The organism is Micromonospora sp. NPDC050695 (genome assembly GCF_040654415.1).
Taxonomy (GTDB): domain Bacteria; phylum Actinomycetota; class Actinomycetes; order Mycobacteriales; family Micromonosporaceae; genus Micromonospora.
The window spans coordinates 83,112-98,075 of record NZ_JBFAHZ010000006.1 but is presented as its reverse complement, the minus strand read 5'-3'; the positions used below and the strand labels follow the sequence as shown (position 1 = coordinate 98,075).

The following is a 14,964-nucleotide window of genomic DNA, read 5'->3' as shown; positions in this document are numbered from 1 at the left end:
CGGATCGCGGCGTCCCCGCCGGTGAGCAGCGCCGCCGGTTATGCCGCCACCGCGGCGGCGTCCGCCGTGGTGCAGCCACTGGCCGAGCTCTGGCTGTGCGCGATGACCGCGTCGAGCCGGTCCCTGGCCTGCACGAGTCGAGTGATCTGCTCGTCGATGCGGGCGCGTTCGGCGTTCAGCAGGGCGCGGGACTGCGGCGTGCTGACCTTCGCGTCCACGCAGGGCAGGAGGTCCAGGATCGTCCTGCTGGACAGGCCGGCCGCGTACAGCATCTGGATCAGGTGCACCCGGTCGGCGGCGGCATCGCCGTAGTGGCGCTGGCCGCCGTTGCTGCGGGTGGACGCGAGCAGCCCCTGCTCCTCGTAGTAGCGCAGCGCTCGCACCGACACGCCGGTGCTGCTGGCGAGCTCACCGATCCGCACGATCTCTCCCCCTCACCTGGTGACGCCGGCACAACACTTGCCTCTAACGTCAGCGTCAGGTTCCAGCGTAGCCCCCGCGACGGACCGTCATTGAGCACGGGCCGCCGCGACCGCCGCTGGACCGAAAGCGCCGTGAGTCGGCTCGATCGTTGGCGGCTGAGCAATTCGACACGCCGAGCATCGCGCTGCTGAACTGCCACCGATCCCCGACTCGATCCGAGCGAGGTCTCCCACGCCAGCGGACCGGGAGGGTTGGGGCACCCCTCCCGGTCCGGACGGCAGCGACGTCCGTCGCAGTCGGTCAGCGGGTGTACGGACCGTTGACGACACCGCTGATCTGGTGCTGAGCGGTCTTGTCCTGCGCCCGGTCGGCGGTCGAGCCGGCGGGGGCGGTGTGCACCTTGCTCGTGTCGAAGTCGTAGGCGCTCTCCGCGTGCAGGATCTGGTCGATGCCGCTGACCTCGTCCTCCCGCCGCACCCGGAAGCCGATCGTCATGTCAATGATCTTGACGAGCAGCCACGTCAGTGCGACCGAGTACGCGGCGACGGCGAAGGCACCGACCGCCTGCTTGAGCAACTGCTCGGCACCGGCACCGGCGACGAGGCCGTCCGTGGTGTCGAACACTCCGATGAGGAGCGTGCCCACGAAACCGCCGACCGCGTGCACCGCCACGACGTCCAGCGAGTCGTCGTAGCCGAACCGGTCCTTCAGGCTGACGGCCCAGGCGCAGACGACGCCGGCGATGACACCGATGGCGATCGCACCCCAGGTGTTCACGACCGCGCAGGCCGGGGTGATGGCCACCAGACCGGCGACCGCACCCGACGCGGCGCCCAGGGAGGTGAAGCCACCCTTGCGTACGCGCTCCCAGACGAGCCAACCGATCATGCCGGCACCGGCCGCGACCTGGGTGTTCATGAAGGCGACGCTGGCGGTGCCGTTCGCGGCGAGGGCCGATCCGGCGTTGAAGCCGAACCACCCGAACCACAGCAGGCCCGAGCCGAGCATCACCAGCGGCAGGCTGTGCGCCCGCATCGACTCCCGCTTGAAGCCGACCCGGTTGCCGAGGACCAGGAGCGCGCCGAGGGCGGCCATGCCGGCGTTGATGTGGACCGCCGTGCCTCCGGCGAAGTCCTTCACGCCGAGCTTGAAGATCCAACCGTCGGCCTGCCACACCCAGTGGGCCACCGGGAAGTACACCACGGTCACCCAGAGGGCCACGAACAGCATCCACGCGCCGAACTTGGCACGGTCAGCGATCGCCCCGCTGATCAGCGCCGGCGTGATGACGGCGAACATCATCTGGAAGACCGCGAAGGCGAGCACCGGAATGCTGCCCGTCAACGTGGTGTCCGAGATCCCGCTCATGCCCACGTTGGCCAGGTCACCGACGAGCCCACTGCCACCGACGTCCTCGCCGAAGGCGAGCGAGTATCCGTAGGTCACCCAGAGCACGCTGACGATGCCCAGGCTGATGAAGCTCATCAGCAGCATGTTGAGCACGCTCTTCACGCGAACCATGCCGCCGTAGAAGAACGCCAGGCCCGGGGTCATCAGCATGACCAGCGCGGCGCTGATCAGCACGAATGCGGTATCACCCGCGTCGAAGCCGTCTGGCATCGAGATGTACTCCATGTCTTGATAACTGCCGCGTCAGTGCGGCGTGGTTGGAATGTCGTCCGTGAGCGCGGACCGCAGACCTCACACAAGGTCGGCGGCCTCCAGGGCGCTGCAGCAGGTGTCGACGATGAGGCGGGTGACGGTGTACGGGTCGACGTTGGCGTTGGGCCGGCGGTCCTCGATGTAGCCCTTCTTGTCGATCTCCACCTGCCACGGGATGCGCACCGAGGCGCCGCGGTCGGAGACGCCGTAGCTGTACTCGTTCCAGGGAGCCGTCTCGTGCGCGCCGGTCAGGCGGGCCTCGACGCCGGCGCCGTAGCTGCGGATGTGCTCCGCGGGCTTGTCGCCCCGGCCGAGGGCCTCACAGGCCTCGATGATCGCCGTGTAGTTCTCCCGCATGGCACGCGTCGAGAAGTTGGTGTGGGCGCCGGCGCCGTTCCAGTCACCCCGCGCGGGCTTCGGCTCCAGGGTCGCGGAGATGCCGAACTCCTCGGCCGTGCGGTGCAGGAGCCAGCGGGCGACCCACAGCTGGTCGGCGACCTCCAGCGGGGACAGCGGGCCGACCTGGAACTCCCACTGGCCGGGCATGACCTCGGCGTTGATGCCGGAGAGGGACAGGCCCGCGGCGAGGCAGTTGTCCAGGTGCTTCTCGACCACGGCGCGGCCGTAGATCTCGTCGGCGCCGACGCCGCAGTAGTAGCCACCCTGCGGGGCCGGGTAGCCGCCGTCCGGGAAGCCCAGCGGGCGGGAGCCCTTGAAGAAGGTGTACTCCTGCTCGATGCCGAACAGCGACTCCTGGGCCGCGAACTGCTCGGCCACCGGGCGCAGCAGCGCCCGCGTGTTGGACTCGTGCGGGGTGCCGTCGATGTTGAACACCTCGCACAGCACCAGCAGGTGCGCACCGCCGCGGATGGGGTCGGCGTAGGTGGCGACCGGCTCGAGGACGCGGTCGGAGCTGCTGCCCTCGGCCTGGTTGGTGCTGGAGCCGTCGAAGCCCCACGTGCCCGGCGCGACGCCGTCCTCGATGATCTTCGTCTTCGACCGGAGCTTCGCGGTCGGCGTGGTGCCGTCGATCCAGATGTATTCAGCCTTGTACGCCATGGGTCTCTTTCTCCTGTGTCCGGGCCGGATGGCCCACGAAATCGTGATCGGTCGAACCGGCGTCTCAGACCGCCGCGAGCGGCTCGTCGGTTCGTAGGAGGTGGGTGGCTGACGCCCGGCTTTCGCCCAGCGTCGAGGTGAGCACGGTGACAACGTTGTCATGTGCTCCTCGCTCGGCGTCGGAGAGCGCGGTGCCTCCCCAACGGTCCCGCAGCGTCGGATCGGCCCCGCGGTCCAGGAGGTACTGGACCACGTCGAGGTTTCCGTCGGAGGCCGCGAGGTGCAGCGCGGTCCGCCGGTCGTAGTCGGCGGAGTTCGGATCCTTCCCCGCCGCGAGCGCGAGCCGGACGTACTCCAGATCGCCGTGACTGGCGGCCCAGAGCAACCGCGTGGTCGACCCCACCTCGTCCTCGTTCCTCCCGCGCCGCGGATCGCGCTTGCCGGAGTCCTCGCCGGCGGCCAACGAGTCGTAGACGTGGAAGTTGAACCGGTTGATCAGTTCCTTGCAGAACGCGACCCCCCGGACGGAGTTGCCGAGCGCGTCGAGGCGCGGCGACCAGACGCAGATGCCCATCACGCCGGGAACCACGATCATGAGTCCGCCGGAGACGCCGCTCTTCGCCGGCAGGCCGATGGTGAAGGCGAACTCACCGGAATAGTCGTACATCCCGCACGAGGACATCAGCGACAGACACTTGCGCGCGGTGTCGGCGGAGAAGATCCGCTCCCGGGTGAGGGGATTGACACCACCGTTGGCGAGCGAGGCGGCCACGACCGACAACGACCGGGCGTCGACCTCGATGGAACAGCACTGGAAGTAGAACTCCAGCGTCTCGGTGAGGTCGGTCCCGTCCGGAAAGGCCTGGTGCTCGCGCATGAAGTACCCGAGAGCGAAGTTCCGATCCGCCGAACGCCGTTCCGAGAGATAGACGGCATTGTTGAAACCGACCGTCCCGCCCCCGGCCAACCGGCGCCACGTCTCGGCCACGTGGTCGAAACGGTCGGCCATCTCCCAACTGGGGCGCAGCAGCGAACAACACATGATCGCCCCAGAATTGATCATCGGGTTGTGCGGAAGCCCCTCGTTGTTCAACGTCAACTCGTTGAACCCGCGACCGCTGGGCTCCCGCCCGACGTGCCGGTGCACCTGTTCGGCACCGTGCTGCTCCAGCGCGAGACAGTAGTTGATCGGCTTGCAGACCGACTGGACGCAGAACGGGGTCTCCGCGTCCCCCACCGCGGCGCGCTGGCCGTCGGTGGTGCACAACGCGATGCCGAACTTCTCCGGATCCACCCGGCCCAACTGCGGGATGTAGTCGGCGACCCGCCCATCCTCGACATCCCGGAGGCCCTCGAAGATCGCGAATATCTCCGTCTGCAACGCGGCGAAGTCCGGAATGACGAGGTCCCCGCGAAGTGACCTCTCGATGACACCGCCACCCGTCCTGCACAGCGCGATGAAGCCGGCCAGATCGATCCGCGCCCGACCGTCGGCGCTGGTGGCGGCCCGCACCTCGACCAGGCGCGGGTCCGTCTCGGAGATGCCCGCAACGCGCAGCCGGTCCACGAGTTCGGTCACCGCGACCGTGCCGTCGGTGTCCACAGCAAAGGACGCGAACAGCTTCCCGTACTCGGCGGCGGCGAAATCGTCGATACCGGACGGCTCAACGCCGCGGGTCCACGCCTGATCGAGGCGGCGCGGCGCGGTTCTGGTCTTCTTCATCGCGGGCATGGCGCGGGTTCAACTACTCCGTAAATGTTGGCAACGGCGTGGTGGCGACGCCATGTCCCGGCAGTCGCGTTCTGGTGACAGTCGACCTGTCAACCTTCCACGCTTGCAAAGACTAGGGAGGGCCGGTGTACGACCGCTTTATTCCGACTGACCGGCGACTGACGTCCGCAACCGCACCAACGCGGATGTCGAGACACGTGACTACATTGGGGCAGCGGTGAACCACCGCTGCTCGGGTTTCGTGACAGGTACGGTGAATTTCCAGACCGTAGAGAGTGAGCAGGTTGTGAGAATCCTTGTGGTGGGCGCCACTCAGGGCATCGGTCGCGAATTGGCCGCCGAGTACGCCAGGCGGGGTGACGAGGTGACCATTACCGGACGGGCAGCGGAACGGGCCGAGGCCGAGGCGAAGCGACTTCACGCCGAGACCGGGGGTCACGTGTCCGGACTGGCGCTCGACCTGTCCCAGCCGGAGTCGGTGGCGGAGGCGCTGAGCACGGTGGAGCGGGTGGACCGGGTCGCTGTCGCCGGCATGATCCGAGACCGCAACACCGTCGGGTCCTTCTCGGTGGAGGACGCGGTGACGCTCGCGACCACCAAGATCGTCGGCTATGCCGCGGTGGCGGCCGCCCTGCGCGACCGCCTCGCACCGGGTGCCGCCGTGCTGCTGTTCGGTGGGATGGCGAAAGACCATCCCTACCCGGGTTCCACCGTGCTGTCCACCGTCAATGCCGGGGTGATGGGCATGGTGCGCACCCTGAGCGTGGAACTCGCCCCGGCGCGGGTCAACTCGATCCACCCGGGCGCGGTCGCCGACAGTCCCGCGTGGGTGGACAAGCAGGCCATCCTCGACCCCCTGCGCAAGATCTCCCTGACCGGGGAGCTGCCCACCATGCGGCAGATCGTCGACGGATGCGTCTTCCTGCTGGAGAACGCGGCCGCCAACGGTGTCAATCTCACCCTCGACGCCGGGCGCGCCTAGCGTCGGAGGCCCGCGATCTCGGCTGTCCTGAACCCCGGTCGGCGGTTCAGGGCAGCCGGGCGGGCACCCGTGCCGCCATCGGCCGGCCCGCGAGCCGGCGCAGGGCGATGATCTCGTACCCGTTGAGCGCGAACACCGACGGCATCACCCTCGCGTCCGGCACGTCGTTCTCGATGCACGCCGACTTCTTCAACGCCTGGAAGGACGAGGCGCTCGCCGCACGGGTGCGCAACTGCCTCGACCAGGGCGTGAAGTGCAACTCGGCCGGCAACTTCTAGCGTGATCGTCAACCCGGGGCCGGTGTCTCAGCCCCGGGTTGACGATCACAGGCATCGGTCGACGTCGCCGACAGCGACGCGGTACGACGGCGGCGGCCGGTCACCCCTCGATCCGGGGCGGCCGGCCGCCGTCGCGTCGATCGGCTAGAGCCGGGCAGCACCCGCCTCGGTGGCCGCCTGCACGGCCGAGGTCCGGCGAACCTCCGCCCGCTCGTCGCCGGCGCTCTCCCGATCCGGGTCGGCAACCCGGGCGGCCCGGTTGGTGGTCGCGGCCGCCTGGTCACCGGTCACGCCGCCGCGGATCCGGTTGTTCGCGGCCACCTGGGCGGCCGGGTTGTTGCCCGTCACGGTCAACCCACCATTGATGATGTTGTCGTCGACGGTGACACCGCCAATGGTGTTGGTGACGCTGACGTCGGCACCCCAGTAGCCACCGGAGGCGCAACTGTCGAGGGTGCCGTTCGGGCCGAGTTGGACGCCGCCCAGGTTGCCGGCAAACGTGGCCCGACCGCGGACCGCGCTGCCGCACAGGACACTGCCGGTGGCGCTGTTGAGCACCGACAGGGTTCCGTCGACGAACGAGTCGTGCACGTCGGTGTAGTAGGTGCCGGTGCTGCTGACGTTGCGGTCCACCTGGGTGCCCCGGTCGAGTCGGACCTCGCCGGCGCCGACGGTGACGTTGCCGGTGATCGTCGCCGCCTCGGCGAACAGGAAGCTGTCGATGGTCGCGGTGCCCTTCGGCCGTACGGTCACGGCACCGGTGCGGGCGTCTTTGAGGAAGACGCCGTACCCTCCGGCGGCCAGCACCACCTGGCCGTCGACGGTCGTCTCGGTGGCGTCGAGGTAGCCGTCGGCCGCGACGCGGACCTCGCCGCTGACCCGCCCGCCGGTGACCACGAGGTTGGCGCCGGCGGCGACGGTGACGTTGCCGGTGATCGTGGTGCCGGTCAGCGCGCAGGACTCGCCGGCCGGCACGAGCAGGTCGTTGGGCACGGTCACCGCACCGCCGGTGCCGATGCAGTGGGTGACCAGGTCGGCGTGGGCGGTGGGCGCGACGGCCAGCACCGAGGCGGCGACGACGGCGCTCACGGTGGCCAGCTTGGCGACGGTACGTCCGGGCATCGTGGTACTCCCTGTCGGTGAGATTCGAGGACTCATGCGCCGACGTCCGATCGGGCCGCGGCGCGGACGATGGCGCCCTGCTGGCGCTTGTTGAGCGTTCCGCCGGTCACCAGCGCGGTGGTGACCGCCTCGACGTGCCGGACGAAGTCGGCGTGGCCGGGGTAGTCGGCGTGTTCGTCGATCAGATCGTTGATGGTGCAGCCGTCACCCGTGTCGGCGTTGGCCACTCCGGTGTCGTCGCCGTCGATGATCACCGTGGCCCGGGTGTCGGACTCGGGGCAGGCGTCGGTGCCGCCGGCCACCACCGTGAACGTCGCCGACTGCTCGGCCGAGGCGTTACCGGCGGCGTCGGTCGCCCGGTACCGCAGGGTGTGCGCGCCGACGGCCCGGACGGAGACCGGAGCGGCGTACGCGGTCCAGGCCCCGGCGTCGAGCGCGTACTCGACGGATGCGACACCCGAGCCGGCGTCGGTCGCGGTGAGGGTGACGGTGGCGGCGACCACGTACGCGCCGTCGTCGTTGCGCTCGCCGGTGACCGTGGCGGACACCGCGGGTGGCGTGGTGTCCTCCTGCGGCGGGGCGACGACGGTGAAGTGGGCCATCTGCTCGGCCGAGGTGTTTCCGGCGACATCGGTCGCCCGGTAGTGCAGCATGTGCATCCCGGTCGCGGTCACCACGAACGGGTTCGTGTACGCGCTGAAGGCAGCGCCGTCCAACGCGTACTCGATGGTGGCGACGCCGGATCCGGCGTCGGTGGCGGTCAGCGTGGCGGTTGCCGTACCGATGTAGTTGCCGTCGCTGTCCTTCTCACCGGACAGCGCGGCCGTGACCACCGGTGCGGTGGTGTCCTCCTCGGTCGGCTCGACGATCCGGAACGACACCGAGCCGACGGTGCTGGTGTTGCCGGCCTGGTCGGTGGCACGGAACTGCACCGAGTGGTCGCCGACCGCCGTCACCCGCACCGGCTGCGTGTACGGCTGGAAGCTGGTGTCGTCGACCTGGTACTCGACGGTGTCCACACCGGAGCCGGCGTCGGTGGCCGTGACGGTCACCGTCGCCGCGCCGACGTAGTTGCCGTCCTGGTCGCGGTCACCGGCCACGGCGGCGGTGACCGTCGGCGGCGTGGTGTCGCCGCCTCCGCCGCCGTCGGTGACCACCAGTTCGCCGACCATCTGGCTGTGGCCGGGGATCGAGCAGAAGTAGCGGTAGCGGCCCGGGGTCAGCGTGACGGTCGCCTGGTGGCGGCCGTCGTTGGCGTCGAACGGGCTGGCCAGGATGTTCAGGGTGACGTCGTGGTTGTAGCCCTCGGTGGTGGTGTCGAAGGTCAGCGTGTGCGGCATGCCGGTGGTGTTGCCGGTGGCCGCGCTGTTCTCCCAGATGATCGTGGTCGCGCCGGCCACCGCCTGGGTGGGCGCGGACTTGTAGCGGGTGATGTCGTCGTCGGCGGTCCAGGTCAGCACCTGGTCCGCGGCGACGCGCGGGGCGGCGGTGGCGGGCGTCGCGGCCAACGGGGTCACCGTGAGCAGCAGCGCCGACAGCGCGGCCGTGAGTCGTCGGATCATCGTCTCTCCTAGAGTTCCCGCACGCGGACGTTGCGGAACTCGGTCAGGTCGTTGTCGCCGTGGTTCTGCAGGCCGATGAAGCCGCGGAGGAACTGCCGCAGGTCGGTCGGCGGGTCGCCGGCACGGGAGGACTGCTTGCCCGGCGTGTTGTCGAACTCGTTGATCACCACGCCGTTGCGGATCATCGTGTAGTGCTGCCCGACCACGCGGATCTCGTAGTCGTTCCACTGCCCCTTCGGGGTGACACCGGCCTGGGCGAGCGGCACCGGGTCGAAGTTGTAGACCGAGCCGGTCTTCTGCGGCTCGCCGGTGTCACCGTCGTAGATCTGGATCTCGTGTCCGCAGTAGATCGCCACCCACGCCTGGGAGGTGCGGGCCGAGCCGACCGTGCCGCAACTGCCCGGTGGCCGCTGCTCCAGGGGGATCCGCGGATCCGGGAAGCGGGTGAAGACGCCGGTGTTGGCCCGGCCGGTGCCCGGCGCAATGTCCTTGAACTGCACCTTCAGCGAGAAGTCCCCGAACTCCCTGGTGTGCCAGAGCATGCCCAGACCACCGCTGGAGCGCAGCGCGCCGTCCGGCTGGATGCTGAACGACCCGGATGGCGCCTGCTGCCAACCGAGCAGCGACTCGGCGGTGCCGTCGAAGAGTGGCTCGTAGCCGGTGCGACCGTCGCGGCCGATGTCGGACGCGGCGGCCAGGCGGGTGAGCGTGCCGACCTCGCGGGCCGTCAGCAGGTCGTCGTCCTGCAACGCGCGGGTCACCGCGGTCACGTGCCGGACGAAACTGTTGTGATCGGCCCAGGTGCTCTCGTCGTCGAGCAGGTCGTTGACGGTGCACCCCTGCCCGACCGTGCGGCTGGGCACCCCGGTGTCGGTGTCGCCGAGCCACACGTTCTGCCGGGCGTCCGGCACCGCGCAGCCCACGGTGACGGCGGTCTGCACCGTGGCCGTCTCGCCGTCGGCGTACGTGACGGTGAGCTTCGCGGTGTAGGTGCCGACCCGGGCGTACGTGTGCCGGGGGTTCGCCTCGGTGGAGGTGGCGCCGTCGCCGAACTCCCACCGGTAGCTGACGCCGCCGGATCGGGAGCCGGTGAAGGCGATGGTCAACGGCTTGTTCTGGACGGCCACCGAGGTCGCGGCCGGTGCCGGCGTGGGCGCGCCGCCGGTGTACGTGATCCGGATCAGCTTCTGGTTGGGGTGCAGGCTGAAGAACCCGCCTCCGTAGTCCAGCAGGTAGAGCGCGCCGTCCGGGCCGAACTTGGCGTCCATCCAGCTCTGCAGCCGGTTGTCACCGTTGCCGCTGGGGATGATGGCCCGCAGCGACTCGGCGTACACCGGTGGGGCGGCCTGTGGCACGCCGGCCTCGTCGACGGTGACCGCGACCCGGTTGGCGGGGTTCGACTGGTCGCCGATGAGCCACTTGCCGTCCCAGTGCTCCGGCCACGCCACGCCGCTGTCGGTGTCGACGAGGTCCCGGTGGTAGGTGGGGCCGGACATGATGGCCTGCCCGCCGCCGCGCAGGTACGGCTGGGTGTAGGTGGCGTCCGCGGCGACGTACGTCGGGAGGCCGCTGCCGTCGGTCCGCTTCGGGAACACCGGCCCGCCGCCGCCCGGCGAGTACCAGATCATGTTGTCCCGGGCCGCCGGGATGTCCTCCAGACCGGTGTTCCGCGGTGAGGTGTTCCGGAGGTTGTCGCAGTCGTACCAGCCGGTCAGCACCTTCGCGTCGGTGTTGCTGCGGTCGCGGTACGGCTGCCGGTTGCCCATGCAGTACGGCCAGCCCTGGTTGCCGGCGGACGTGATGATGGTGGCGGTCTCGTACTTGGCCGGACCCAGGGTGGGGCTGGGCGTCGACGCGTCCGGGCCGACCCAGCCGGCGGTGAGCCACTGGTGCACCGGGTCGATCTGCAGGCGGGCGATGTTGCGCACGCCCATCACGTAGATCTCCGGTCGGGTCTTCTCGGTGCCCGGTGGGAACAGGTTGCCCTCCGGGATGGTGTACGTCCCGTCCGCCTCCGGGTGGATCCGGATGATCTTGCCGGCCAGGTCGTTGGTGTTGCCCGAGGTACGCCGGGCGTCCTGGAACGAGATCCCCTGGTACTCCTCGGTCCAGTTGTTGCCGGAGTAGCCCTCCGATCCCTCGGAGGAGTTGTTGTCGCCGGAGCCGACGTAGAGGTTGCCCTGGGCGTCGAACGCCATGCCGCCGCCGGCGTGGCAGCAACTGTGGATCTGCACCGGGAACTGCAGCAGATCCTTGCGGGTGGCCTGGTCGATGGTCTGCGTCGTGCGGTCGTAGGTGAACCGGGAGATGGTGCGCTGCCCGACCCGCTTCACCCGGTCGATCGACTCGTGCGGCATCCAGTAGACGTAGAGCCAGCCGTTGTCGGCGAACGCGGGGTCGGGCACGATGCCGAGCAGGCCCTCCTCGTTCTTGACCAACTCGGAGCCGCTGCCCCGGTTGCCCATCACCTTGAGGGTGGTGAGGAGCTTGACCTGCTTGCTGCGCGGATCCCAGGAGTGGATGGTGCCGCAGCCGAGGCCGACGTTCGGGTTGTTCCAGTCCGCGACCGGGCCGCTCGGGCAGGCCGCCTTGCCGACGTAGAACACCGTGCCGTCCGGGGCGATGGTGAGCCCGTGCGGCTCGCCGATCTGGTCCAGCTGCCCGGTCTGGTTGGCCGCGGTGAGCCGCTCCACCTTGTAGTTCGCGGCGATCGTCGCCTGGCAGTCGCCGCGTACCCGGCCGGTGGTCCAGTTGAGGGCGCCGGCCAGGTGGGTGCGGAACGCCTCCTCGCCGTAGCTGCCCTCGGTGTGACCCATGCCGGTGTAGAACGACCGGCCGCCGTCGTAGTCCCGGCACCAGGACACCGGGTGGAACGGGCCGTTCGCGGCCGGACCCGGGTCGTAGTGCCGCTCCTGCACCTGCGCCAGGGTGTGCACGGTGCCGATCGGGTTCGGGTCCCAGTTCTCCCAGCGGTCCGACCGGGTGACGGTCAGCGGCAGCGACGCCGTGGCCGGGTGTTCGCGGTCCAGGATGTCGACGACCGCGCGGTTCACGGCGGGCGCCGGCGGTGCGGTGGTGCTGCCCGTGAACAGGCGCAGGTCGGCGAGCTGGGCCAGCGGCTCACCGCTGTTCGCGGTGATGGTGAGCCGGTAACGGGTGAACTCCTGTGGCGTGGCGATGTCGAACCGGCGGGTCTGGAACCGGTCCGGGAAGGTCTGCCCGGTGCGTCGGTCCAGATCGGACCAGTTCTGTCCGTCGGTGGAGCCCTGCAGGGTCCAGTCCTTCGGGTCACGCCCGGCGGAGTCGTTGGCCGACGTCAGCGCGTACCCGGTGATCCGCTTGGCGGCGGCCAACTCGTACGCCACCCAGGCCGTCGGGGTGCGGACCAGCCACTTGGTGTTGGCGTCACCGTCGGTGAGCTTCTCCTTGGTCTCGTTGGGCCCGTTCTCGCCGCTGGCGGTCACCCGGGCCACCGGTTCGGCGACCGGGATGGCACCCGCCGGGCGGGTGCCGATCAGGCCGGTGAACCAGGTGGAGTCGACCTGGGCGCGGGCCGCGTCGGCGATGCCGACGAACCCTCCGCCTGCCTTCATGTAGCTCTGCAGCGCCGACTCCTGGTCGCGGTTGAGCGCGGCGCCCGTCGCGGAGAGAAACACCACGCTGCGGTACGCGGACAGCCCGGCCGCGGTGAACACACCCGGGTCCGTGGTGGCCGTGACATCGATGTCATTACTGACAGCAAGCTGTCGGATGGTGTCCACGGCGCGCGAAACCGGGTCCTGCTGCTCGGCCACCGGCCCGTGGAACACCAGGACCGCGGTCGGCGTCTGCGGCGTCGACTGTGGTGTTACGGGTCGTGGCGCGGCTGCCGCCGTCGTCGCCGGGATCAGTGTCGCGATGGCCGCTACCGCGGCGAGGGCTCGTCGTACGTGTCTGGTCATCCCCGTCCCCACTTTCGGTCAGCTTCCGTGCGTGTGGGTGTGGCCCTGGAACCGGTGGATCGCCTCCTCGGCACCGGGCGGCATGCTGCCGTCGGCGTTGCGCACCAGGAAGATCCCGGCCATCCCGCCGTCGGAGTGGAACTGCACGTGGCAGTGGTACATCCACGCCCCGGGGCCGACGCCCTCCCCGGCCAGCACCTGGAAGCCGAACGAGCTGCCCGGGTTCAGGTCCTTGTTGTCGATCACCAGGCTCGGATCGCTCGGGCCCTCCAGCATCCCGGTGCGGTTGTCCGCCCAGCGGTGCGCGTGCAGGTGGAAGGTGTGGAAGGTGCCGCCGTGCCCGATGGCGATCCACTCCACGCGGTCGCCGAGGTTCGCCTCGAACATCGGGGTGTCCGGTGCCATCCGGTTGTTGATCATCATGTCGTTGAACACGACCGTGAACTGCTTCGCGGGCAGCATGTCGCCGCGTCGCCGGACGATCAGCGCCCCGTACAGGCCCTTCGCGACACCGGCGGTGCCGTGGTCGGTGCCCATCGCGTGATCGTGGTAGTGCCAGTAGCCGGCGCTGCCCGGCATGTACCGCCGGCCCGCCGCGGCCACCATCTCGTGCGAGCGCCAGACGTACGTCCGGGTCTCGCCGGGGTTGTTGAACGAGGCGTTGAACGGACTGCCGTCCGAGTCGGTGCTGTAGTCCACCCCGTGCGGATGGATGGACAGTCGCTGGTTGGTGGTGTTGACCAGGGTGATCTCCAGCGTGTCACCCTCGTACATCTCCAGGATCGGCCCGGGCACGGTGGCCTGACCGGGTGCGAGGCCGTACCCGAACAACCCGTCGGGCAACTGCTCCGCGTAGATGGTGACCTTCTTCGTGACGCCGGCGGCGGCCCGGGCTGGGCTGCCTCCGAACGCGGTGCCGAGCGTGGGGGCGGACGCGCCCAGCGCTCCGGCGGCGAGCGCCCCGGTGGCGAGCGCCCCGGTGGCGATCAGTGATCGGCGGGACAGGTGGCGGTGGGAGCCAACGGCATGATCGTCCATGGGTCTCCGTTCCCGACCGGGCGAAGACGCGACGAAGGGCAGGGTGCATCGACCGCCGAGCACGGGGCGGAAGCACGACTGAGGGTGAGGCTCGTCGCGGGCTTTGCTCGGAAGACTCAGAACTTTCGGTGGATGACAGCAACTTATGTAATCCATCGACGAAAGTACAGGTCTTATTGCAAAAAGATTACCTTGACATCACGACGTGTTTCGATCGATCATCGACCTGCCCCACACGGGGATCAGCAGGTCGTCGCCGTCGTCACCGCACGCGGCGTCCGCCCGCCGACGCAGGCCGGCGGACGGACGTACGCGACGTGGCGGTCAGATGGTGTGGCGGTCGTCGGCCGGCAGGCCGGGGGCCTCGGGCGGCTCGGGCGACTGGTCGGGCAGACCGAGCTGCGCGACACGCGTCGGGTCGAGGACCCGGGAGAGGAACGCACGGGTTCGTTCGTGCTTCGGTGCGCCGAGCACCTCCTGCGGCGGCCCCTGCTCGACCACCACCCCACCGTCCATGAACACGACCCGGTCGGCGACGTCGCGGGCGAACGCCATCTCGTGGGTCACCACCATCATCGTCATGCCGTCCTCGGCCAGCTTGCGCATGACGGTGAGCACGTCGCCGACCAGTTCCGGGTCGAGCGCGGAGGTCGGCTCGTCGAAGAGCATCAGCTTCGGCTCCATCGACAGCGACCGGGCGATCGCCGCCCGCTGCTGCTGCCCGCCGGAGAGCTGCGCGGGGAACGCGTCGGCCTTGTCGGTCAGCCCGACGCGTTCCAGATTGGCCCGCGCGATCCGCTCGGCCTCGGCACGGCCACGCCGCAGCACCCGGCGCTGCGCGATGGTGAGGTTGTTCAGCACGGTCAGGTGCGGGAACAGGTTGAACGACTGGAAGACCATGCCGATGCCACGGCGTACGGCGTCGACCTCGACGTCCGGGTCGGTCATCTCGACGCCGTTCACCCAGATCCGGCCGGCGGTCGGCTCCTCCAGGAGGTCGACGCAGCGCAGCAGGGTGGACTTGCCGGAGCCGGACGGTCCGATGACGCAGACCACCTCGCCCTGGCCGACCTCGAAGTCGATGCCCTTGAGCACCTCGAGCGGCCCGAAGGACTTGTGCAGGTCGCGGATCTCGACGGCGGGGCGGGATGGCGTGGTCGTCATG

11 protein-coding genes are annotated in these 14,964 nt (G+C 69.6%); 2 read left to right on the top strand and 9 right to left on the bottom strand.

Features of this window, described 5'->3' with window-relative positions; genetic code table 11:
• Positions 1–38: 38 nt before the first annotated feature.
• The 4 genes from AB0H52_RS06405 to glsA form a co-directional block, all read right to left on the bottom strand.
• Entirely contained in the window at positions 39–422 is a 384-nt protein-coding gene (locus tag AB0H52_RS06405; protein WP_151487847.1) for a MerR family transcriptional regulator, read from the bottom strand.
• Positions 423–723: 301 nt separating this feature from the next.
• Positions 724–2,043, bottom strand: a complete 1,320-nt coding sequence (locus AB0H52_RS06400; protein WP_357945632.1) for an ammonium transporter — start codon at positions 2,041–2,043, stop codon at positions 724–726.
• 81 nt (positions 2,044–2,124) lie between these two features.
• The gene (gene glnII / locus AB0H52_RS06395; RefSeq protein WP_151487845.1) at positions 2,125–3,144 is read right to left on the bottom strand and encodes a glutamine synthetase; all 1,020 of its coding nucleotides are present in this window, start codon (positions 3,142–3,144) and stop codon (positions 2,125–2,127) included.
• Positions 3,145–3,208: 64 nt separating this feature from the next.
• Positions 3,209–4,867, bottom strand: coding sequence for a glutaminase A (gene glsA / locus AB0H52_RS06390; protein WP_225854105.1), 1,659 nt, complete (start codon positions 4,865–4,867; stop codon positions 3,209–3,211).
• Positions 4,868–5,177: 310 nt separating this feature from the next.
• Between glsA and AB0H52_RS06385 the strand changes: the two genes are divergently transcribed.
• Positions 5,178–5,858 (top strand): SDR family oxidoreductase, encoded by a 681-nt coding sequence (locus AB0H52_RS06385; RefSeq protein WP_255473632.1) that lies wholly within the window; start codon positions 5,178–5,180, stop codon positions 5,856–5,858.
• A 122-nt stretch (positions 5,859–5,980) separates the two neighbouring features.
• Entirely contained in the window at positions 5,981–6,136 is a 156-nt protein-coding gene (locus tag AB0H52_RS06380) for a DUF1996 domain-containing protein (protein ID WP_151487842.1), read from the top strand.
• A 144-nt stretch (positions 6,137–6,280) separates the two neighbouring features.
• On the opposite strand, the gene AB0H52_RS06375 is transcribed toward AB0H52_RS06380, so the two are convergent.
• The 5 genes from AB0H52_RS06375 to AB0H52_RS06355 form a co-directional block, all read right to left on the bottom strand.
• Positions 6,281–7,258 (bottom strand): hypothetical protein, encoded by a 978-nt coding sequence (locus tag AB0H52_RS06375; RefSeq protein WP_151487841.1) that lies wholly within the window; start codon positions 7,256–7,258, stop codon positions 6,281–6,283.
• 32 nt (positions 7,259–7,290) lie between these two features.
• Positions 7,291–8,820 carry a plastocyanin/azurin family copper-binding protein gene (locus AB0H52_RS06370; protein WP_151487840.1) on the bottom strand — a complete coding sequence of 510 codons (1,530 nt, stop codon included), beginning with the start codon at positions 8,818–8,820 and terminating at the stop codon, positions 7,291–7,293.
• An 8-nt stretch (positions 8,821–8,828) separates the two neighbouring features.
• Positions 8,829–12,761, bottom strand: coding sequence for a ThuA domain-containing protein (locus AB0H52_RS06365; RefSeq protein ID WP_151487839.1), 3,933 nt, complete (start codon positions 12,759–12,761; stop codon positions 8,829–8,831).
• An 18-nt stretch (positions 12,762–12,779) separates the two neighbouring features.
• Positions 12,780–13,799 carry a multicopper oxidase domain-containing protein gene (locus AB0H52_RS06360; protein WP_357945625.1) on the bottom strand — a complete coding sequence of 340 codons (1,020 nt, stop codon included), beginning with the start codon at positions 13,797–13,799 and terminating at the stop codon, positions 12,780–12,782.
• Between the two features lie 324 nt (positions 13,800–14,123).
• Entirely contained in the window at positions 14,124–14,963 is an 840-nt protein-coding gene (locus AB0H52_RS06355) for an amino acid ABC transporter ATP-binding protein (RefSeq protein ID WP_151487837.1), read from the bottom strand.
• Position 14,964: the final 1 nt, after the last annotated feature.

Bases quoted from the DNA above. Each gene is read 5' to 3' on its own strand.
- AB0H52_RS06400 (WP_357945632.1), bottom strand. From the start codon at position 2,043: ATGCCAGACGGCTTCGACGCGGGTGATACCGCATTCGTGCTGATCAGC.
- glnII (WP_151487845.1), bottom strand. From the start codon at position 3,144: ATGGCGTACAAGGCTGAATACATCTGGATCGACGGCACCACGCCGACC.
- glsA (WP_225854105.1), bottom strand. From the start codon at position 4,867: ATGAAGAAGACCAGAACCGCGCCGCGCCGCCTCGATCAGGCGTGGACC.
- AB0H52_RS06375 (WP_151487841.1), bottom strand. From the start codon at position 7,258: ATGCCCGGACGTACCGTCGCCAAGCTGGCCACCGTGAGCGCCGTCGTC.
- AB0H52_RS06370 (WP_151487840.1), bottom strand. From the start codon at position 8,820: ATGATCCGACGACTCACGGCCGCGCTGTCGGCGCTGCTGCTCACGGTG.
- AB0H52_RS06365 (WP_151487839.1), bottom strand. From the start codon at position 12,761: ATGACCAGACACGTACGACGAGCCCTCGCCGCGGTAGCGGCCATCGCG.
- AB0H52_RS06360 (WP_357945625.1), bottom strand. From the start codon at position 13,799: ATGGACGATCATGCCGTTGGCTCCCACCGCCACCTGTCCCGCCGATCA.
- AB0H52_RS06355 (WP_151487837.1), bottom strand. From the start codon at position 14,963: ATGACGACCACGCCATCCCGCCCCGCCGTCGAGATCCGCGACCTGCAC.